Below are 18,924 nucleotides of genomic sequence, written 5' to 3' on the forward strand. Positions count from 1 at the left end.
TGTGGTTTGTGGAAACTCCGCAGGGCGCAAGTATAACCCTTGCCAGGGAGCTTGACCTAGTAGCGCGTTGCGTAAGGGGCATACGGAACCCGGGAAGAGAGTGACTGGTCCTGCTTCCGCTGCGTGGGCGACAAGTCCCGAACTAGGACTTACCGCCACGCAACGCTTCGAGTGCTTGCGGCAATAACCACGTCCCGGCAAATGATTTCAGGTCTCGTCCAGGAAACTGCGCAGCGACTCCGAGCGGGTCGGATGGCGCAGCTTGCGCAGCGCCTTGGCCTCGATCTGGCGGATCCGCTCGCGGGTGACGTCGAACTGCTTACCGACCTCCTCTAAGGTGTGGTCAGTGTTCATATCGATGCCGAACCGCATCCGCAGCACCTTCGCCTCGCGCGGGGTCAACCCAGCCAACACCTCGCGCACCGACTCTTTCAGACCCTCGCGGGTTGCCGAGTCGACCGGCGACATTACGGCTGCATCTTCGATGAAATCCCCGAGATGGGAATCCTCATCGTCGCCGATGGGGGTTTCCATCGAGATGGGCTCCTTGGCGATCTTTAGGACCTTGCGTACCTTGTCCTCGGGCATCTCCATGCGCTCGGCCAGCTCATCAGGCTGCGGTTCGCGGCCCATCTCTTGGAGCATCTGCCGCGAGGTTCGGTTGAGCTTGTTGATGGTCTCGATCATATGGACCGGGATACGAATGGTCCGCGCCTGGTCGGCGATCGAACGGGTGATCGCCTGACGGATCCACCAGGTGGCGTAGGTAGAGAATTTGTAGCCACGCCGGTATTCGAATTTGTCCACCGCCTTCATCAGGCCGATATTGCCCTCCTGAATCAAATCCAGGAACTGCAGGCCGCGATTGGTGTACTTTTTAGCGATGGAGATGACCAAGCGCAGATTCGCCTCCACCATCTCCTTTTTCGCCCGCCGTGCCTTAGCCTCGCCGATGGACATACGGCGGTTGATCTCCTTGACCTCACTCACCGCCAACCCGGTAGCCTCCTGGATGGCTGCCAAACCGACCTGGGCTTCGAGCAGCATCTGCCTACGCTCGGCCACGGCCTCGGAATACGGCTTATCCGCCCGGATCAACTCGTCCACCCAGCTCGGATCGGTTTCCCGCCCCGGAAACAAAGTGATGAACTCCTTGCGCGGCATACCAGCCTGCTTGACGCAGATCCGGGTCACCTCTCGTTCGGCACGGCGGATGCGCTCGACGGCTTTACGCAAGTTCTCGGCCATGCCATCGATCACCTTTGGGGCAAGCTTCATGGAGAGGAAGAGATTACCCATCTCCTCGCGCAGCTCGCGGCACTGCTCCGAGCCACTGCCGCGCTCCTGCAAAGCGATCAGCAGCGCTTCGTGTAGCTCCCGAATGCGATTGAACAGCTGGACCGCCTGCTCCGGATTCGGGCCGCTGTCCGCAGCGGCATTGGAAGCGGACTCTTCATCCTCGTCGTCTCCGTCTATGCCCACCGAGACATCCACCGCATCTGCGCCGCCGTCCAGCTCGTCTTCCAAACCCCGGAAGCCGGCGAGGATCTCCTGTAAACGAAGCCGCCCGGCCTCCACGTGCCTGTGCAGGGAGCAAAGCGTGCGTGCCGACTCGGGATACGCTGACAGCGCGCGCAACACCTGATCGAGACCTTCCTCGATGCGTTTGGCAAGCTCGATCTCGCCCTCTCGGGTGAGCAGTTCCACCGTCCCCATTTCACGCATATACATGCGCACGGGATCGGTGGTTCGACCGAATTCCGCGTCCACAGAGGCGAGCGCCGCTGCAGCCTCCTCGGCTTCGTCCTCGTCCGTCGCGACAGCGGCATCACTCAGGAGCAGCGTATCGGAGTCAGGCGCCGTCTCATGGACGCTAATCCCCATGTCATTAATCATGCCGATAATGTCTTCGATCTGCTCCGGATCTACGATATCATCGGGTAGGTGGTCGTTGACCTCAGCATATGTGAGGTAGCCCTGTTCCTTACCGCGGGCGATGAGTTCTCTAATTTGGGACTGCTGATCCTGAATAGTCATAATGGGTCTATTGGCTGGCTTAATGAGATTGTACGGTGTCATAGGCTTATAAATACTATTAAGTGTTAAATATAACCTATTGAGTTCGCATGTCTACTCTGGTAGATATAACGGCTTTGTCTTAGGAGTGCCGCTTGAGGTGCACCCACTCTTGCCACTCTGCGGCGGTCAATTCGCCTCGCTGCAATCGTTCATTTAAGTATTGCAGACGCTTGCGGTGCAGCAATGCGCGCACCCGCGCTAAGGCGTCCCGAAACTCCGCTTCCATCCCAAAATCCGGAACCATAGGGTCCCACGTTGCAAGTTTCCACAGCGCCGTTGCATGCTCACTATCGTGATAACGCTCCAGCAACGCACCACTGCTGATATGCGGTTCCATGTGAATCAACTCAAGTAGTTGCACTAACAGCGGCAAACCTGGGATCGTTAAATCCCGCAGGCTGTCAACTTCATCGTCATCGACCAACTGCGCCAACGCCGGACGGTGCAAAAGCAACGCCAGCGCCAAGCGCACCGGCGTGCGCCGCACCGTCGGCATCCCGCCCAGCCGTCGCGCAGAACGCGGAACCGACTTCAATCCAGAGCGCTCACCCGTACCGACGCAAGCTTCGATATAATCGGGCTCCAGCTGCGCCAGCCCCGCCAACCGCTCGATCAGCATACGCCGGAACACGTCCACCGGTAGCCGTTGCAGCAGCGGTAACGCCTCGTCCACCAAGCGGGCCCGCCCATCGATGCTGGTCATATCCACGCCGACGGTTAGCCGCTCAAGTAGAAAATCCGATAACGGTTGCGCCTCGCGCAGTACAGCCGCTGTCGCCGCCTGCCCGTGCGAGCGCACGAAACTATCCGGATCCTCACCCTCGGGAAGGAAGAGGAAACGCGCCTGGCGCCCGCCCTGCAGCCCAGGCAATGTGTTCACCAGCGCCCGCCACGCAGCTTGACGACCCGCTGCGTCGCCATCGAAGCAAAATATCAAATCGCGAGTTAAGCGGAACAACCGCTCAACCTGAGTCGTGGACGTAGCCGTACCCAGCGTGGCCACTACGCGTGGCAGGCCATATTGCGCCAGGGCCACCACGTCCATATAACCTTCTACAATCAGAATATCGGTCGGTCGCCGGTCCGACTCAAGAACCTTGTCGAGGCCGTAAAGTTCTCGCCCCTTGTGAAAAATTGGGGAATCCGGAGAATTCAGATACTTAGGCTGCCCCTCCCCGAGCGAGCGCCCACCAAAGCCGATTATACGTCCCCGCTGATCGCGAATCGGAAACATAATCCGATCGCGGAACCGATCATAGGTTCGCTTGCCTTCTCTCTGAACAAGCAGCCCAACGGCCACCAAATCGTGATGCTCGGATATCGCCCGAGCGAGGTGGTTCCACCCAGGCGGAGCAAAACCGAGCTCAAAGCGCGCCGCGATTTCGGCATTGAGTCCGCGAGCTTCGAGATAGCCCAACGCCCGCCGACCCTGCGGGTGACGGTGCAACCAATGTCGATAGAGCTCCGCGGCCCGGCCAACCACCCGGTAGAGCTTCTCGTGCCGCTCAACCTTTTCCTCGCGCGCCGCCGCCGGGAGCTCCAAGCCGACCCGCCACGCAAGCCGGCTCACCGCCTCCCGAAAATCCATCCGCTCGTATTCCATCAGGAAGCGGATGGCGGTGCCATGCGCACCACAACCGAAACAATGATAAAATTGTTTAGTTTGGCTGACGGTAAAGGAAGGCGTTTTCTCGCCGTGAAAAGGACACAGGGCGTGATGGTTATTTCCCGTTCGTTTCAGCTGCAGACGCTCGCCGATGACATCGACGATGTCGGTTCGACTGAGCAGCTCATCGATGAAACGCTCGGGTATTTTTCCGGCCATGGCCCGGTTGTCGATTAACCTCCTCGGCGCGTAACAAGCCCGTCCCGGAACATGCACGAGCGTTGACCGGGTACATCATACGCTCGACAAACGCCCTTTCACACGGGCACTAACAACGCTCAATTCGGCTCGGCCTTGTACCTTGGGCTTGAGTAGCCCCATGACCTTGCCCATGTCTTTGATGGACCGGGCTTGCGTCTCGGTGATCGCCGCATCGATGAGCTGGTTGACTTCGGCATCCGAGAGCGGCAGCGGCATGAACTCGCTGATGCATTCAATCTCGGCCTGCTCCTTCTCGGCCAGATCCTGACGCCCGGCGTCGCGGTATTGCGCGTAGGACTCGCGTCGCTGCTTGAGCATTTTGCTAAGAACGGCCAGAACATCGCCATTCGAGAGTTCGCGTCGTTCATCCACTTCACGTTGCTTGATGGCCGCCATGACCATGCGTAACGTGCTGAGACGCACCTTGTCCGCGGCGCGCATCGCGGCCTTCACCGCTTCATTGAGTTGGTCTTTCAGCTCGCTCATTTGGGAGGGCACCAGGTGGTCCGCTGCACTCGATCAATAGAAGCGCTGCCGGCGTAGTTGCTCGCGCTGCAAACGTTTGAGATGCCGCTTGACGGCAGCCGCCTGCTTGCGTTTACGAACTTGTGTTGGCTTTTCGTAGTGCTCCCGACGGCGTATCTCGGAGAGAATCCCAGCCTTCTCGCAAGAGCGCTTGAATCGACGCAGAGCGACCTCGAAGGGCTCGTTTTCGCGCACCTTCACCTGTGGCATGTAGCTAAACACCTCCTCTTGGCTAGCTGTTGTACTATCCGTTTTGATTTAGACTCAAGAAAACCGAACTTGTGGGACAAACGCGTAATAGTAATCAACATGCCGGCTATTTGCAAAACCAAATAACAGCTGCATTCAAACACCCGAGGCCAATGGAGAACCCCACCCCAATGCGTGTACTGGGTATCGAGACCTCTTGCGATGAAACAGGCGTAGCGGTCTATGACGGCCAAGCTGGCCTGCTCGCTCATCGCGTCTACAGCCAGGCCGACTCGCATGCCCGCTATGGCGGAGTTGTACCGGAGATCGCCTCACGCGATCACATTCGCAAGCTGCTGCCGTTGCTCGACGAAACGCTACAGGCCTCGGCCACTGAACGCTTGGCGCTGGGCGGCGTCGCTTATACGCGCGGCCCCGGCCTGGCCGGAGCCCTCCTGGTTGGCGCGGCTCTCGCGCGCAGTCTCGCCTACGCATTAGGCATCCCGGCACTCGGCATCCACCACATGGAGGCCCATCTGCTGGCCCCCATGTTGGAGGAACCTCCACCGCGCTTTCCCTTCCTCGCGCTACTGGTCTCCGGGGGCCACACCATGCTCGTCCAAGTCGCCGGTGTCGGCCGCTACCGGCTGCTCGGTGAGTCCCTGGATGATGCGGCAGGCGAGGCCTTCGACAAAGTTGCCAAACTGCTGGGGCTCGATTATCCGGGCGGTCCTGCATTGGAGCAGCTGGCAAAACAGGGTGATCCGGATCGGTTCCGCTTCCCGCGTCCCATGACCAACCGCCCGGGGCTGGATTTCAGCTTCAGCGGCCTCAAAACATACACGCTCAACACCCTACGCGGCGCCGCTGAATTCGATGATCAAATACGCGCCGATACGGCACGGGCGTTCCAGGACGCGGTGATCGATACACTCTATCTAAAGTGTCGCCGAGCGCTTAGGCAAACAGGGGCGAAGCGTTTGGTGGTGGCGGGCGGAGTGAGCGCCAACCGCAAGCTACGCGAACGCTTGGCACAGCTCGCTCGAACGTCGGGGGCCCGAATTTACTACCCGCGCATCGAATTCTGTACCGACAACGCCGCCATGGTTGCCTATGCAGGCTGGCTGCGGCTCTCTGCCGGAGAACACGATTCGCTCGCCTTTGATGTCACAGCGCGTTGGCCACTGCCCGAGCTGCGCGAACCGCCGGCGCGCTGAGCCGGCACTCGAGCGGCGCCACCAATCCTAAAGCCCGATTTTCTTCTCCTTGCCGGCGACGAGATTAGCGATGTTGCTCCGGTGACGCCAATAGAGCACGAGCGTCATGATCGCCATGGTGCCGGCCAAGACCGCGCTATGTGTTGTCCACCATAGGAAACTGGGCGCGAGCAGAAACGCCATCAGCGCGGAGAACGATGACAAACGTGTGAGCATCGCCACGAGCAACCAGCTGCCGCCGGTCAGGGCCGCCGCCATCCAGGACCAACCCAGCAGCACCCCCAGGCCCGTCGCCACTCCTTTGCCGCCGCGAAAGCCAAAGAAAAGCGGGTAAAGATGGCCTGCAAAGGCCGCCAACCCCACCACAGCGATAGCAGCCATATCGTCGGTAACCGCCCGCGCAATGAGCACCGGGAGCGTGCCTTTGAGAAAATCGCCCACCAGGGTCAAAGCGGCGGGCAGACGCCCACCGATCCGCAGAACATTGGTCGCGCCCGGGTTGCCCGAGCCCTCGCCACGGGGATCCGGTAGCCTCAACGCCCGGCATACTACAACCGCCGTAGAAACGGAGCCAAGCAAATAGCCGAATACGGCAAACCCGATAGTCAGTGCGATCGATGACATGGCCGCTATTGCAATCGCTCCAACTGTGCGGGTCAAGTCGGCGTGATTGGAGATGCCCGCTCAGTATCGATATAGTTGCAAACAGTAACACGCGGCAATACGCGCGGGGGGTGTGATGGATTATATTTTCCTGCGCGAGCTTCGAGTCGAGACTGTGATCGGTGTCTATGACTGGGAGCGGCGCATCCGTCAAACGCTCATCTTCGACCTCGAGCTAGGCACCGACGTGCGGCGTGCGGCAACCTCCGGGAAGCTCGCCGACGCCTTGGATTATTCCACCGTTGCCAAGAGCATCAGTCAGTTCGTGGTGGCCGGTCAATTTTATTTGCTGGAAAGTCTCGCCGAAGGCGTTGCTACGCTCGTGTTGGAGCGTTTCCCGGTATCGTGGCTGCGCCTGAGTGTCGGCAAACTGCATGCACTGTCAAACGCTCGAATCGCCGGCGTCACCATCGAGCGGGGCAAACCGGGAGCGAAATGAAACGCGCCTACGTCAGTATCGGCAGCAACATCGATCGCGAAACTAATGTCCGTTCGGCCATCGCGCAATTGCGCCGTCGTTATGGCCGCCTTATTATCTCGCCGATCTACGAAAGCGAGGCTGTAGGCTTCGTGGGTGCTGCGTTCTACAACGGCGTAATCGGCTTGTGCACCAATGCCGATGCACTGACCCTGAACGCCGAGCTTCGGGCGATCGAACGTGCGCATGGACGGCGGCGGAATGCGGCCAAGTTCTGCTCGCGCAGCCTCGATCTGGATCTACTCACTTGGGGCGATGCCGTGATGCAGCACCCGGAGTTAATTCTGCCGCGCCCCGAAATACTTGAACAAGCCTACGTCTTGCGGCCACTGGCGGACATCGCAGGCGATGTCCGCCACCCCTTGGATGGTCAAACCTTGCATGCGCTCTGGCTGCAACTCAAACCCAGTGCTCAGGCCATGCGCGTTGTCGAGCTCGCGCTCGACTGAGAAAGATCATGCGCCGATCAACACATCGTGCGCCCTTGCCCAAACCGGACCCAAGCGCCGCTGAGCATAGCGCCCGCTTAGCCGAGCGAGTCCGTGCGGCCATTGGGCGAGCAGGTGGTCGACTGCCGTTCGACCGCTACATGGCGATCGCTCTCTATGAGCCCGGACTCGGGTATTACAGCGCGGGGCAGCGGCGCTTCGGCCCGGCCGGGGATTTCACCACGGCGCCGCTGATCTCGGAGCTGTTCGCTCGGACGCTGGCCCAACAAGTCGCGCAGATACTAACAGCGCTCGACGGTGGGGTGGTGCTGGAGCTTGGTGCCGGAACCGGCCATATGGCCGCGGATCTATTGAGCGAGCTGGAACGTCTCGAACACCTGCCCGAGCGTTACCTCATCCTGGAGGTCAGCGCCGCCTTGCGCCAGGAACAGGCGCAAACCATCGCCCGTACCGTACCCAAGCTGCGCTCGCGCGTGGAATGGCTCGATCGGTTACCGGAAACGCCGCTGCGGGGGGTTATCCTGGCCAACGAGGTAATCGATGCCTTACCCGTAAAACGGTTCCAGATAAATTCCAACGGCGTGCAGGAACAGGTGGTGACGCTCGGAGAAGATGCGACATTGACCTGGGCGCTCGCTCCGGCGGACCCCAAGCTCGACACGGCGGTGGCGAATATCGAAGCGGAGCTGGGCAGGCGGCTCCCCCCCGACTATGTCTCCGAGTGGTGCCCCCGACTCGCCCCGTGGATCGCGAGCCTTGCCGGAGTGATGGAGGCCGGAGCAGCGTTATTTGTCGATTACGGCTATCCAAGGGCCGAGTATTATCATCCGCAACGGCACATGGGAACGCTGCTCTGCCATTATCGTAACCGCGTCCATGATGATCCGCTGGTGCTGCCCGGTCTGCAGGATATTACCGCTTTCGTCGATTTTACGCTCGCGGCCCGGGCCGGCATCGAAGCCGGGCTGGAAGTGCTCGGGTTTACTACGCAGGCGCATTTTTTGATCGGTGCCGGCTTGCCTCACCTGCTGGAGGCCGAGACGGCACGCGCTCCCGAGCAGGCCGTACACCTTACCCAGCAGGCCAAGGCACTGCTCTTTCCAGGCCAAATGGGCGAGCGCTACAAAGTGCTGGCTCTAGGCCGTGGCATCCCCACGCCACTGAGCGGCTTCAGCTGGATCGATTTCAGCAACCGCTTGAGCTGTCGTTACAGCGTAACCACAAAGTAAATTGTATAGTTACCCATTTCGAAGATGTTAGGGGGCGGCACAGACAAGCTGGTGACCGACGAACGCAAACCAATCGTACTCGTGGTTGACGATCACCGTTTCTCACGAACGGTCCTCAGTCGCATCCTCAACGCCGCAGGGTATCGCGTCGAAGTAGCGAAAAGCGCCCCGGAAGCGTTGGAGCAGATACGCCACTGTGAACCGGATGCCTTCATCCTCGATACGGAAATGCCGGGGATGGACGGCATCGAGCTTTGCTGGCGACTACGCGAGCAGGCGCGTTTTCGGATCACTCCCATCCTGGTCTGCACTGCCAACGAAGACCGTCATCTACTACGCTCAGCTTTTACCGCGGGCTGCGACGACTTCCTGGTCAAGCCTCTGGAGCCGCTGCTGGTGGTCGCCCGATTAGGCGGTCTTATTAAAAAATTCGACTACTATAAGCAGCTTGAGCGCGTCCGTGCCGATTTGGCACGCTACGTCTCGCCGCGGATCCGCAAGGTCATCGAAAGCCGCGCCGAAGACCCGAGTGCCCTGCCACTACCACAGCAACGCGAGGTATGCGTTCTTTTCTCTGATATTCGCGGCTTCACGGCGCTTTCGCAGTGTATCGAACCCACCGAGCTGTTCCGGGCTGTCAGCCAACACCTCGGGACCCAAGTGGAATGCGTCTACGCCCATCACGGCTATGTTGACAAGTTCAGCGGCGATGGCGTGATGGCGATCTTCGACGGTGAGGAAATGACCCATGACGCCTGTCGCTGTGCCTTGGACATTATGGAGCGGGTCGGCGCTTTACCGCCACTGAGCGACAGCAACTCGGTACCGGTCGGCGTTGGTATCCATGCCGGCCCGGTAGTGATCGGCAATATCGGTAGCGGCGATCATCTCGATTACACGGCCGTCGGCGAGACGGTCAACGTGGCGGCACGGCTATGCGGCCACGCCGATCCCATGGACGTCATCGTCTCGCAAGCGGTGCATGAAGCGGTACGATCGAGCGCGGATTTCGCCTTCGGCAAAGGCGAATCCGTGCTCATCCGGAGTCTCACCGCACCCGTGACCTTATATCATCTGCGCCGCCATACCGCCCGCAGAAGCGATTCCGTAGCCAAACGAAACAACCATTAATATCCAAAATATCCAAGATGAGCTACTTACATGCCTTTTGGTTGGCGCTGGTGCAGGGTCTGACCGAGTTTTTGCCCATCTCGAGTTCCGCCCACCTGATCCTCATGCCGCACTTGTTCGATTGGCCGGATCAAGGCCTGTATTTCGATGTTGCCACGAATACCGGCACTTTGCTTGCCGTACTGCTCTACCTGCGCCAGGAAGTACGAGAGCTGCTGCTTGCTTGGCTAGGCTCGTTCCGCAACGGCGCAACGAACCGAGATGCCCGGCTCGCCTGGGCGGTCGTCTGGGCCACGGTACCCGTTGGAGCCGCCGGTCTACTCGCGGCCAGCCATGCTGAGCTGCTGCGAACTCCGCTGGTGATCGCAACAACCTCGATCGGTTTCGGACTGCTGCTCTGGATAGCGGATCGCAGCCGCGGCCGGCGTAGCGTCTACGAGATCCGCGCTGCCGATGTGGTGGTGATTGGCTGCGCGCAGGCACTCGCCTTAATCCCGGGAACCTCGCGCTCGGGCATCACCATGACGGCTGGGGTATTCCGAGGTTTATCACGGCAAAGCGCCGCCCGTTTCTCCTTTCTGCTGGCGATTCCGGTAAGCCTGCTTGCTGGCGGTCTTGATTTAGTGCACTTCATCACTCATCCGCAGGCACTGCCATGGGGAATTTTCGGTTTTGCCGTACTCGTGGCCTTCATCAGCGGCTACGCCTGCATCGCGCTGTTTCTACGCCTGATCGAGCGGATCGGCTTCACGCCCTTCGTGATCTACCGCGTAGCTCTGGGTGCCGTCTTGCTTCTACTTTATTTATAATAATAACTTAATGAATCGACCGCCCCATCCGAGCCCTGTGGCTCAGAGCCGCGGCCATCGTCGGCGCACATCTGCCACTGCCTCGATACGCCCGCGCTGCAAGGCCTGACCGATCTCCCGGCCCTGCAAGCCTTGCTCGAGCAACGGCTGTATCGGCACCGCCGCAGCCGCCCGATACGCCTCGGTAAGGTAACGCGCCGACGGATAGTCACGATGCTCGAAGCCAGCCCGCCCTCGTGCATCGGCCTCACACGCCGCCAGGAACGAAGGCAGCTGCTCCGGGCGGCGGAATGCATCCAACGCCTCTAATAAAGCCACAACCGTTGCCGGCCGCAGCTCCAGCGCACGGTGACACTTGAGGTGATAGCGGGCAACCCGCTTTGCCAGATCACGACAAGCACGCGGAACCCGAAGACGTGCGCAAACCGCCTCCACCAAGAGAACCCCCCGCTCCTCATGCCCCCTGTGCCGTGGGAGTTCCGTGGCGGGTGTGGTCCCTTTACCTAAATCGTGCATCAGCACCGCAAAACGCACCGCCAACCGATCCGAGAGCTGCACCGACAGGTCAAGGGCAAGCAGGACATGCACCCCGGTATCCACCTCGGGGTGAAAATCCGCCCGCTGCGGAACCCCGAACAAGCGGTCTAGCTCCGGCAATAGCCGCTGCAATGCCGTGCTCTCGCGTAACACTCGGACGAAGGCCGAAGGCGTCGGCTCCATCAGTGCGCGGGCGATCTCTTGCCATACCCGTTCCGGCACCAGGGCATCGACCTCCCCAGCCGCCACCATCTCCCGACACAGCTCCAGTGTCTCCTGCGCAATGGTGAACCCCAGATGCTCAAGCCGAGCGGCGAAGCGGGCAAGGCGCAGAATACGCACCGGATCCTCGCGGAAGGCAGGCGAGACATGGCGCAGAATACGCGCCTCGAGATCCCGCCGACCGCCGAACGGGTCGATGACTCGGCCGTGCTTATCTTGCGCTAAGGCATTGATCGTAAGATCACGCCGTTGCAGATCTTGCTCCAGCGTCACCGCAGGACTGGTATAAAAGGTAAAGCCATGATACCCGCGGCCCACCTTGCGCTCGGTTCGGGCAAGCGCATACTCTTCACCGGTCTCTGGATGAATAAACACCGGAAATTCTCGCCCTACCGGGCGGAAGCCACGAGCGATCAGCTCCGCCGGCTCGGCACCCACGACCACCCAGTCCCGCTCTGTGACCGTTAGTCCCAGCAGGCGATCGCGCACGGCACCACCGACCAAATAAGTTTCCATAAATTACAGTCTACCGAACCCCCTCATCTGAGCGCGCAGGTTGAGCTGTGGATCGCATCATCGTCCGTAAGCCTTGCCTCACTGCGCCGAGCCTGGCTGGTGAGCACGGTCATCAGGGATGCGACAACCACCTAATCCCTCCCTGCCGTTCGGCGAAAATCATCGTAACGTCGCTGGGCGCGCCGCCGGCCGATGTAGCCTGGCACTATGGCCTCTACGGCCGCCGCATGGATTCCGAGCCTGGCCAAGCCATCATCGCTACAAATATTATCGACCTTGCTCGAAAGGTAGTTGTCGTAGCTATACGGTTTACCTGGAACGCGCTCGAGGAGACGCGCCTGACGCTGCGACCAGGCTTCGTTGAGCCCGATGATGAGACGCCTTACACCAAGCAGCGTGGCGACATAATCCACCAACTCGCGCAGCGTGAAGACCTTGGGACCACAAAGCTCATAACACTGCCCGAAGGTCGCCTCATCCTCTAACGACTGCACGAAGGCTTTGGCCACATCGCCGACGTAAACGGGCTTAAGCCGCAGCCGCGGCGTGGGCAACAGCAACACCGGGAAGAATTGCAACAGCTGCGCAAAACGACTGAGGAAACTGTCTCCCGGACCGAAAATCACCGAAGGTCGAAACACGGTAACCGCCAAATTCTCGCTGTGGGCCGCTTTCACCACACATTCGCCGGCGGCCTTGGTTTGTTGATAGCGGCTGGCGGCATCCGGCGCGGCGCCCAGAGCGCTCATATGCAACAGGCGCCCAACACCGGCCGTCCGGCAAGCGGCTATGACATGCTCCGGGAGTTTTACGTGGGCATCTTCGAAACGATGTCCCGCGCCCCGGCCTTCGTTCAACACGCCGACCAGATTGATCACAGCCTGGCAACCCGCGAATTGCTCGGTCAACCTCTCTTGATCGTAGCCGGCCACCTCGATGAGCTGGAGATTCGGGATGGGTAGCAGCTGCCGGTTGCGCTCGCGATTGCGGGTCAAGACGCGTAACCTTACCCGAGTATTGGCGAGATGACCGGCAATGTGGCGCCCGACGAACCCGGTACCTCCGAGCACGCAAATGGTTTCGACTCGCATGTCTGCTTACTCCAGTGCTGTATCAGCCTCGCTACCAACGGCGCGGCGTGATCTTATTTTACGCTACATTAATAGCGCCACTTAGCGGTTGCCGCTTAGTGGACTCTATAAGAGGATCAGCCGACCGGGCTCAGCCTCCGTTGCGGTCGCGTCGGTTTTTCGGTGGTGCCCCTGTCGATCGCGATGGGCAAGAACGGCTGGCCCACCGGCACGAGGCAGTCTCCGGTGGGTGGAATTCGGACGGACGCTTCTCGGTTGAATACGTGCTAGCAGTCGACCGCTAACATCCCTGGCGCTCACCGGATAATTCACGCTGCTCGGGCAACGCCTCACTCATGCACAATCGGTTTTTCCGTAAACAGAAATTCCCTTAACTGCTGATCAAAAACCGGATCTTTACGTCGAATCCACTCGAGGACCATAGCAGCATGCTCTTTTTCTTCATCTCTATTGTGAGCTAATATTGCTTTTAATTCTATATCCTTACAAGCAGCAACCCGTTGGTTATACCAATCGGCCGCCTCCAATTCTTCCATTAAAGAAACAATAGCGCGATGCATATCACGCGTCTCATCAGAAAGCTCTTCAATTGGCTCATGGTAGCCTTCACTCGCCATAATTAACCCTCCTATTACAGGTTGTAAAAATTAAATACTCTATTTATTTGACAAAAAATAAAATTAATATTGCGGATATATTACAATCAATAAAACCCAACTAATTACTCATGTACCACATACCACGAAAATAAATAAACACTATACATAATCCAAAGATTACAAGCAATTCTAGTGCTCCTCACGCAGTTTCATCGATAGACCTTCCCCTCTATGCAGCGCTTTACGATCTTGCCAGAAAGCCAGCGGGCTGACCGAATCCTGTTAATCTCCGAAACTTCCAGACGATTCACGCAACAAGGTCAGCCACTGGCGGATAGCACAGATCCAATTATCAATAGACGAGATTAAACACGTTTGAACGTGGCCCAATACCAGCCATTCTACCCGCCTCCGAAACGCGCGTTGCGCAACTGTGTACGCGCCAATATTTGCCATAATAGCCTAGGATTTGCTGGATCGCTGGCGAAGGCAAGCAGTGCACAGTTATCTTTTCTATTTGGCCACAGGGGCTTGCGCCGGTTTGGCGTCGGGGCTGTTCGGCATCGGCGGCGGGCTGATCCTCGTTCCGGCCCTACTGTTCGTTTTCACCGCTCACGACATACCCGAGTCGATAGCAATGCATCTCGCGGTCGGCAGTTCGCTCGCAAGCATCGTAGCCACTTCCGCCTCCTCCGTCAGTGCCCACGCTTTCTTCGGCAGCGTGCTGTGGCGTGTCTTCAAGCCCATTGCGATTGGATTGCTCATCGGAGCACTGCTTGGGGCGCAAATCGCAGGCCTGCTCTCCGGGCTTATCCTCAAACGGATTTTTGCTGTATTCATGCTGATTACGGCGGCGCAGATGGCCTTTGCTCGCCAACCGCTCGCATCATCTCGACGCTTGCCCGGCAAATACGGGTTAGTGGGCGCCGGCCTGATAATCGGCTCCGTGTCGAGCTTGGTTGGCATCGGCGGTGGCAGCCTAATGGTTCCTTATTTGAGTTGGTGCGGAACGCAAATGCGCCAGGCGGTCGGCACCTCGGCTGCCGCCGGTTTTCCGATCGCCATAGCCGGCACCACGGGTTTCATCCTTGCCGGCTGGAGCGAGCCGATCCTACCGAGCGCCACCACCGGTTTCGTATACTGGCCGGCCGTTGGCGGCATTGTGGTGGCAAGCATACTAGTCGCTCCAATAGGAGCGAGGCTCGCTCATCTCCTGCCCGCCAAGGTACTCAAACGGATATTCGCGGTGTTTCTGCTAGTGGTTAGCGCGCAGTTCTTTATGGAAACGGGCTATTAGCTTAACGCCGCCCGAGCTGGCAGCAGAAACAGTCTATTATTGTCAACGTGCCGCGTCCGTTGAAACGGCCTGATTTAAACCAACAAGCCTCCAAAATTCCATTGACGATTCAAGGAAATAAACAAGATTCTGAGCTCGGCACCCAATTGCGGGTACTGTGTCAGCACGGCGCACCGCACATGCAGGCAGTTCTTGATCTTTTTTGGTTTTCATCAGACCCTACTATTTGAAGCACAGTGCGCGACAGATCGCACGACCTGGGCTCGGCCCACGTCACCTGCGTAAGCATCGCAAGGATGCAGGTTGCATTTATGATCAGCACCATTTCCTCCACCCCGATTCCGACCACCGCATACACAGCCACACCCACACGGGGGAATTCGGTGCAGCACACCGCCACCGAGCGCGACGCCGCGCAGACCGAAACGGCGGCGCGCATCCGAGAGCTGCGGGCGACCGACCGCCGCGTGCGGGCACACGAGGCGGCGCACTTGGCCGCCGCGGGCGCGCTGGCTCGAAGCGGCGCAAACTTTACAATGGTGCGCGGGCCCGACGGGCGCAGCTACGCCGTGGGCGGAGAGGTGTCGCTCGACGTCTCGCCCGGTCGCTCGCCCGAAGAGACTCTTGCCAAAGCGCAACAAATTCGCGCGGCCGCGCTCGCGCCCGCCGACCCCTCGACCCAGGATTTCGCCGTCGCCGCGCAAGCCGCTCAAATGGCGCAGCAGGCGCAGCAGGAAGCCACTGCAGGCGGCGCATCCGAGACCATCACGGAACGCGGTACGCACGAGAAGATCGCCAGTGCGCTCGCCGACTTCGAGACCCGCGAGCCGGCAGGCACACGGATCGATCTTTTCTCCTGAGCCTCGCGCGCCGATCGCTCAAGTAGCGTCAATGCCAGAGTGCTGGCAGCCTTACTGTAGACGTCGGTGTAGGCGGCTAGCAGGCAAAGTCCAAATCATCCGGCTTCTTCGCGGTATCCAGGTACCGCCTTGTTCCGCTACGATCACGCAGTCAAAGGAATGCCTGAGCGGCACAGAGACGATGGCAAGAAAGCAGCAGGCGGCAACCCAGAGCAAACCCCGACGCGCCTCGATCGGCGAAGGCTGACGGACCACGGACGAGATCGAGCGCCGGCGGCGGCGGGCGGAATCGGAGGGTTTGCGGGTCCGCGCCGATGCCGCACAGGGCGCTTTCTTCGGTGACTATATCGTGGGCTCGCGTGAGGGTCACAGCTACCGGGTGGAGTTCCGCTCTTCGGAGCAGCCGATCAACTCCTGCGACTGCGTGGATTACGAGGTCAACGGCCTCGGCACCTGCAAGCATATCGAGGCGGTCCGCCAACATCTGCGAGGCAAACGCATGTCGACGCAGCGGAGCGTCACCGAGGTTTACCTGGACCGCTGCGATCAGTACGGAGAAGGCCCGAGAATCCGGGTGCTATGGGCAGACCAACTGCGCACCGATGACCGCGTCAGCGAAGTAGTGCGGCCGTTTTTCGGCGCCAGCGATGTGCTGCTCGGTGAGCCGGCGGATGCGCTGCCCGCGCTCGACCGCGCAGCCCAAGAAGCGGGACTCGGTCTGGAACGGGTTCGACTCTCCGAACACATCACGCCATGGATCAAACGGCTGCAGCGCCAACGCCGCCGAGCGTCGGGCCGCAGACACCTACTCGCCGACGTCGCCGCAGGCAAGCAGAACCTCGACGTGCTGCGCTACCCACTCTACGCCTATCAGCAAGAGGGCATGCTGCATCTGGCCTTTAAGGGCCGCGCCATCCTAGCGGACGAGATGGGCCTCGGTAAGACCGTGCAGGCCATAGCCGCGTGCGAGCTGCTGCGCCGGCTGCGGGGGGGTGGAGCGCGTGCTGGTGATCAGCCCCGTGTCCCTAAAAACCGAGTGGGAAGAGCAGATCGCCCGGTTCACCACTTTGCCGGCCCAGGTGATCATCGGACGGCGCAGCGAGCGGCTGCGTCAATACCGCCAGGGCCGCCTTCTTCAATCTCGCCAACTATGAGCAGGTTCGCTACGACGGCGAGGACATACAGCGCCTGCTGACACCGGATATCATCATCCTGGACGAAGCGCAGCGGATCAAGAACTGGCAGACCAAGACCGCCGAGGCGGTCAAACGCTTGTCAAGCCCGTACGCTTTCGTTCTGACGGGAACGCCGCTGGAAAATCGCATCGACGAAATCTACTCCATCGCCCAAGTCGTGGACTCGCATCTGTTCGGGCCGCTGTTCCGCTTCAAACGCGACTTCCATGAGCTCGACGAGAAGGGCCGGCCGGTGGGCTACAAGAATCTCGACGCACTGCACCGGCGCTTGCGCTCGGTGTTGCTGCGCCGGCGCAAGGTGGATGTGGAGGACGAGCTGCCCGAGCGCACGATCAACACCTATTTCGTTCCCATGCATGAGGAACAACGCGCACGTTATGAGGAATACAGCGCCAAAGTCGCGCGTCTCATGCAGGCGGCACGTCGGCGCCCTTTCTCGCCCGACGAGTTCCAGCACCTCCAGCAACAACTCGCCTGCATGCGCATGCTCTGTGACACACCCTATATCCTAGACCAAGAGTGTCGGGTATCACCCAAACTGGAAGAGCTGGGCCGAATCCTCGACGAACAACTCGCCGAACCTGAAAGCAAGATTGTCGTTTTCTCCGAGTGGACACGCAGGCTCGAGCTGGTCCGCGAACATGTGGAGACGGCCGCATTCGGTTACGCTCTGCACACGGGGAAGGTGCCGCAGGAGCGGCGCCGCCAGGAGATCAACCGCTTCAAACAGGATCCAGCCTGCCGCCTTCTGCTCTCCAGCGATGCCGGCGCCACCGGCCTCAACCTTCAGGCCGCCAACGTGGTGATCAATCTCGATCTGCCCTGGAGCCCGGCCCGGCTCGAGCCGCGTATTGCCCGGGCTTGGCGCAAGCACCAGCGGCGCCACGTGAGCGTGATCAATCTGGTCTGCGAGGACAGCATCGAGCACCGCATCCTGCATCTGCTGGAGCAGAAACGCTCGCTCGCCGAAGGGGTGCTGGAGGGGACGGGTGAAACCGCAATGGCGCCGCCCTCCGGGCGCAGGATGCTCATCGGACGGCTGGAATCGCTCATGCAAACCCGACTCGCGGAGCAAGTGCCGGCCACGGAACAAGCGCCGCCCACGACTGTGGGCTTGGAGGACTTGTCGCGCGAGTTGGAGGCGCGCCACCCGCAGGGTTTGGAGGCCATGGCCGTATACGGTACCGAACGGGAATGCCAGACGGTACTGGCCGTCGTCCACGGCGACCCCGAAGCGCGCCGCAGCGAACTCGCCGCCGCGGTGGCCCGCATCAACGACCACCCGGAGGTCGAGGTCGTGGACCGCGCCACTATGGCCACGATCCAGCGCTTAGTCGAGGCGGGCGTCCTTTCCATGAACGCGCCCCAGCGGACCCTCCACGGTACACTGGCGGGCCCGACGCAGCCCGCCGGCAACTTGCGGCAGCGCCGGCTCGAGGCGGCTCGCCAGCGGTTCGCCGCCGCCGAGCGCAAGCTGGGCATGGCCCGCCATCTCGCCGAGGGCGGCTTCGAACACGAAGCCGCCAGCGCATTGGCCGAAGCTCTAGAGGAGGCGCTCGGCGCCCTCGGAGACAGCAGCCGCACAAAACTCCCCATCCCGACCCCTTGGCTTACGTCCGCTCGACGCTCGCCCCACTGGCCGGACTCGGCGACAACACGCTCGCCCTATTGGCTATCCTGTGAGAAGGGGACGCCGGCGCGCCGCTGGCTTCTGTCGCGACCGTCACCGAGGCCATCGAGTGGATCGGCGCGAGCCTTGAGCGCCAGGTACTGGAGTAGCTCGCCGATGGGGTAGGTAGGCCTGCCGCCGGTCAAAGGCCGCGAGCGCGCTAAGCATTCTTGCCGTAGACACCGTCTTGTATACCGCAGTCACGCCATTCCATACATTTGAAACGCTTTTTTAGCCGAACCAAAACCAGCCCGACCAATATTCATATGTGACCCCTGCCTCTCATCCATCAGCCGCTTTC

General features: G+C 60.2%; 18 protein-coding genes. 10 read left to right on the forward strand and 8 right to left on the reverse strand.

Annotated elements, in window-relative coordinates; all coding sequences use genetic code 11:
• Positions 1 to 207: 207 nt before the first annotated feature.
• The 4 genes from rpoD to rpsU form a co-directional block, all read right to left on the reverse strand.
• Positions 208 to 2,037, reverse strand: coding sequence for an RNA polymerase sigma factor RpoD (gene rpoD / locus NB231_RS08805; RefSeq protein ID WP_005001801.1), 1,830 nt, complete (start codon positions 2,035 to 2,037; stop codon positions 208 to 210).
• Positions 2,038 to 2,158: 121 nt separating this feature from the next.
• Positions 2,159 to 3,904: a DNA primase gene (dnaG, locus tag NB231_RS08810; RefSeq protein WP_005001802.1), complete on the reverse strand. Its 1,746-nt coding sequence runs from the start codon at positions 3,902 to 3,904 to the stop codon at positions 2,159 to 2,161.
• 75 nt (positions 3,905 to 3,979) lie between these two features.
• The gene (locus tag NB231_RS08815) at positions 3,980 to 4,432 is read right to left on the reverse strand and encodes a GatB/YqeY domain-containing protein (protein WP_005001811.1); all 453 of its coding nucleotides are present in this window, start codon (positions 4,430 to 4,432) and stop codon (positions 3,980 to 3,982) included.
• A 33-nt stretch (positions 4,433 to 4,465) separates the two neighbouring features.
• Complete coding sequence (gene rpsU / locus NB231_RS08820; RefSeq protein ID WP_005001815.1) at positions 4,466 to 4,681, reverse strand: 30S ribosomal protein S21; 216 nt, start codon at positions 4,679 to 4,681, stop codon at positions 4,466 to 4,468.
• A 170-nt stretch (positions 4,682 to 4,851) separates the two neighbouring features.
• Between rpsU and tsaD the strand changes: the two genes are divergently transcribed.
• Positions 4,852 to 5,877 (forward strand): tRNA (adenosine(37)-N6)-threonylcarbamoyltransferase complex transferase subunit TsaD, encoded by a 1,026-nt coding sequence (gene tsaD, locus NB231_RS08825; protein WP_040662107.1) that lies wholly within the window; start codon positions 4,852 to 4,854, stop codon positions 5,875 to 5,877.
• A 27-nt stretch (positions 5,878 to 5,904) separates the two neighbouring features.
• Here tsaD and plsY read toward each other — a convergent pair whose 3' ends face one another.
• Positions 5,905 to 6,501, reverse strand: coding sequence for a glycerol-3-phosphate 1-O-acyltransferase PlsY (gene plsY, locus NB231_RS08830; RefSeq protein WP_005001819.1), 597 nt, complete (start codon positions 6,499 to 6,501; stop codon positions 5,905 to 5,907).
• A gap of 115 nt (positions 6,502 to 6,616) precedes the next feature.
• On the opposite strand from plsY, the gene folB reads away from it, so the two are divergent.
• Genes folB through NB231_RS08855 form a run of 5 tightly spaced genes read left to right on the forward strand, consistent with a single transcriptional unit; the run spans position 6,617 to position 10,636 of the window.
• Positions 6,617 to 6,979, forward strand: coding sequence for a dihydroneopterin aldolase (gene folB / locus NB231_RS08835; protein ID WP_005001821.1), 363 nt, complete (start codon positions 6,617 to 6,619; stop codon positions 6,977 to 6,979).
• Positions 6,976 to 7,467 carry a 2-amino-4-hydroxy-6-hydroxymethyldihydropteridine diphosphokinase gene (gene folK / locus NB231_RS08840; protein WP_005001824.1) on the forward strand — a complete coding sequence of 164 codons (492 nt, stop codon included), beginning with the start codon at positions 6,976 to 6,978 and terminating at the stop codon, positions 7,465 to 7,467. Before folB ends, folK begins: the two co-directional genes overlap by 4 nt.
• An 8-nt stretch (positions 7,468 to 7,475) precedes the next feature.
• The gene (locus NB231_RS08845) at positions 7,476 to 8,696 is read left to right on the forward strand and encodes a class I SAM-dependent methyltransferase (protein WP_040662110.1); all 1,221 of its coding nucleotides are present in this window, start codon (positions 7,476 to 7,478) and stop codon (positions 8,694 to 8,696) included.
• A gap of 51 nt (positions 8,697 to 8,747) precedes the next feature.
• Positions 8,748 to 9,827, forward strand: a complete 1,080-nt coding sequence (locus tag NB231_RS08850; RefSeq protein ID WP_198007269.1) for an adenylate/guanylate cyclase domain-containing protein — start codon at positions 8,748 to 8,750, stop codon at positions 9,825 to 9,827.
• A 17-nt stretch (positions 9,828 to 9,844) separates the two neighbouring features.
• The gene (locus tag NB231_RS08855; RefSeq protein ID WP_005001832.1) at positions 9,845 to 10,636 is read left to right on the forward strand and encodes an undecaprenyl-diphosphate phosphatase; all 792 of its coding nucleotides are present in this window, start codon (positions 9,845 to 9,847) and stop codon (positions 10,634 to 10,636) included.
• A gap of 42 nt (positions 10,637 to 10,678) precedes the next feature.
• On the opposite strand, the gene NB231_RS08860 is transcribed toward NB231_RS08855, so the two are convergent.
• The 3 genes from NB231_RS08860 to NB231_RS08870 form a co-directional block, all read right to left on the reverse strand.
• Complete coding sequence (locus tag NB231_RS08860; RefSeq protein WP_005001835.1) at positions 10,679 to 11,911, reverse strand: multifunctional CCA addition/repair protein; 1,233 nt, start codon at positions 11,909 to 11,911, stop codon at positions 10,679 to 10,681.
• A gap of 131 nt (positions 11,912 to 12,042) precedes the next feature.
• Positions 12,043 to 13,002 (reverse strand): complex I NDUFA9 subunit family protein, encoded by a 960-nt coding sequence (locus NB231_RS08865; RefSeq protein WP_005001837.1) that lies wholly within the window; start codon positions 13,000 to 13,002, stop codon positions 12,043 to 12,045.
• Positions 13,003 to 13,331: 329 nt separating this feature from the next.
• Entirely contained in the window at positions 13,332 to 13,619 is a 288-nt protein-coding gene (locus NB231_RS08870; protein ID WP_005001839.1) for an encapsulin-associated ferritin-like protein, read from the reverse strand.
• A gap of 478 nt (positions 13,620 to 14,097) precedes the next feature.
• Here NB231_RS08870 and NB231_RS08875 point away from each other — a divergent pair, with 478 nt between their 5' ends.
• The 4 genes from NB231_RS08875 to NB231_RS08890 all read left to right on the forward strand — a co-directional run bounded on the left by NB231_RS08875 (position 14,098) and on the right by NB231_RS08890 (position 18,749).
• Positions 14,098 to 14,898 carry a sulfite exporter TauE/SafE family protein gene (locus NB231_RS08875; protein WP_005001841.1) on the forward strand — a complete coding sequence of 267 codons (801 nt, stop codon included), beginning with the start codon at positions 14,098 to 14,100 and terminating at the stop codon, positions 14,896 to 14,898.
• Between the two features lie 311 nt (positions 14,899 to 15,209).
• On the forward strand, positions 15,210 to 15,758 hold the full coding sequence (locus NB231_RS08880) for a putative metalloprotease CJM1_0395 family protein (protein ID WP_156776958.1): 549 nt from the start codon (positions 15,210 to 15,212) through the stop codon (positions 15,756 to 15,758).
• Between the two features lie 298 nt (positions 15,759 to 16,056).
• Positions 16,057 to 16,953 (forward strand): DEAD/DEAH box helicase, encoded by an 897-nt coding sequence (locus NB231_RS08885; protein WP_005001844.1) that lies wholly within the window; start codon positions 16,057 to 16,059, stop codon positions 16,951 to 16,953.
• Positions 16,938 to 18,749: a DEAD/DEAH box helicase gene (locus NB231_RS08890; RefSeq protein WP_332247721.1), complete on the forward strand. Its 1,812-nt coding sequence runs from the start codon at positions 16,938 to 16,940 to the stop codon at positions 18,747 to 18,749. Before NB231_RS08885 ends, NB231_RS08890 begins: the two co-directional genes overlap by 16 nt.
• Positions 18,750 to 18,924 lie beyond the last annotated feature (175 nt).

The sequence above is a fragment of the Nitrococcus mobilis Nb-231 genome (assembly GCF_000153205.1).
Classification (GTDB): Bacteria; Pseudomonadota; Gammaproteobacteria; order Nitrococcales; family Nitrococcaceae; genus Nitrococcus; species Nitrococcus mobilis.

Bases quoted from the DNA above. Each gene is read 5' to 3' on its own strand.
- rpoD (WP_005001801.1), bottom strand. From the start codon at position 2,037: ATGACTATTCAGGATCAGCAGTCCCAAATTAGAGAACTCATCGCCCGC.
- dnaG (WP_005001802.1), bottom strand. From the start codon at position 3,904: ATGGCCGGAAAAATACCCGAGCGTTTCATCGATGAGCTGCTCAGTCGA.
- NB231_RS08815 (WP_005001811.1), bottom strand. From the start codon at position 4,432: ATGAGCGAGCTGAAAGACCAACTCAATGAAGCGGTGAAGGCCGCGATG.
- rpsU (WP_005001815.1), bottom strand. From the start codon at position 4,681: ATGCCACAGGTGAAGGTGCGCGAAAACGAGCCCTTCGAGGTCGCTCTG.
- tsaD (WP_040662107.1), top strand. From the start codon at position 4,852: ATGCGTGTACTGGGTATCGAGACCTCTTGCGATGAAACAGGCGTAGCG.
- plsY (WP_005001819.1), bottom strand. From the start codon at position 6,501: ATGTCATCGATCGCACTGACTATCGGGTTTGCCGTATTCGGCTATTTG.
- folB (WP_005001821.1), top strand. From the start codon at position 6,617: ATGGATTATATTTTCCTGCGCGAGCTTCGAGTCGAGACTGTGATCGGT.
- folK (WP_005001824.1), top strand. From the start codon at position 6,976: ATGAAACGCGCCTACGTCAGTATCGGCAGCAACATCGATCGCGAAACT.
- NB231_RS08845 (WP_040662110.1), top strand. From the start codon at position 7,476: ATGCGCCGATCAACACATCGTGCGCCCTTGCCCAAACCGGACCCAAGC.
- NB231_RS08855 (WP_005001832.1), top strand. From the start codon at position 9,845: ATGAGCTACTTACATGCCTTTTGGTTGGCGCTGGTGCAGGGTCTGACC.
- NB231_RS08860 (WP_005001835.1), bottom strand. From the start codon at position 11,911: ATGGAAACTTATTTGGTCGGTGGTGCCGTGCGCGATCGCCTGCTGGGA.
- NB231_RS08865 (WP_005001837.1), bottom strand. From the start codon at position 13,002: ATGCGAGTCGAAACCATTTGCGTGCTCGGAGGTACCGGGTTCGTCGGG.
- NB231_RS08870 (WP_005001839.1), bottom strand. From the start codon at position 13,619: ATGGCGAGTGAAGGCTACCATGAGCCAATTGAAGAGCTTTCTGATGAG.
- NB231_RS08880 (WP_156776958.1), top strand. From the start codon at position 15,210: ATGATCAGCACCATTTCCTCCACCCCGATTCCGACCACCGCATACACA.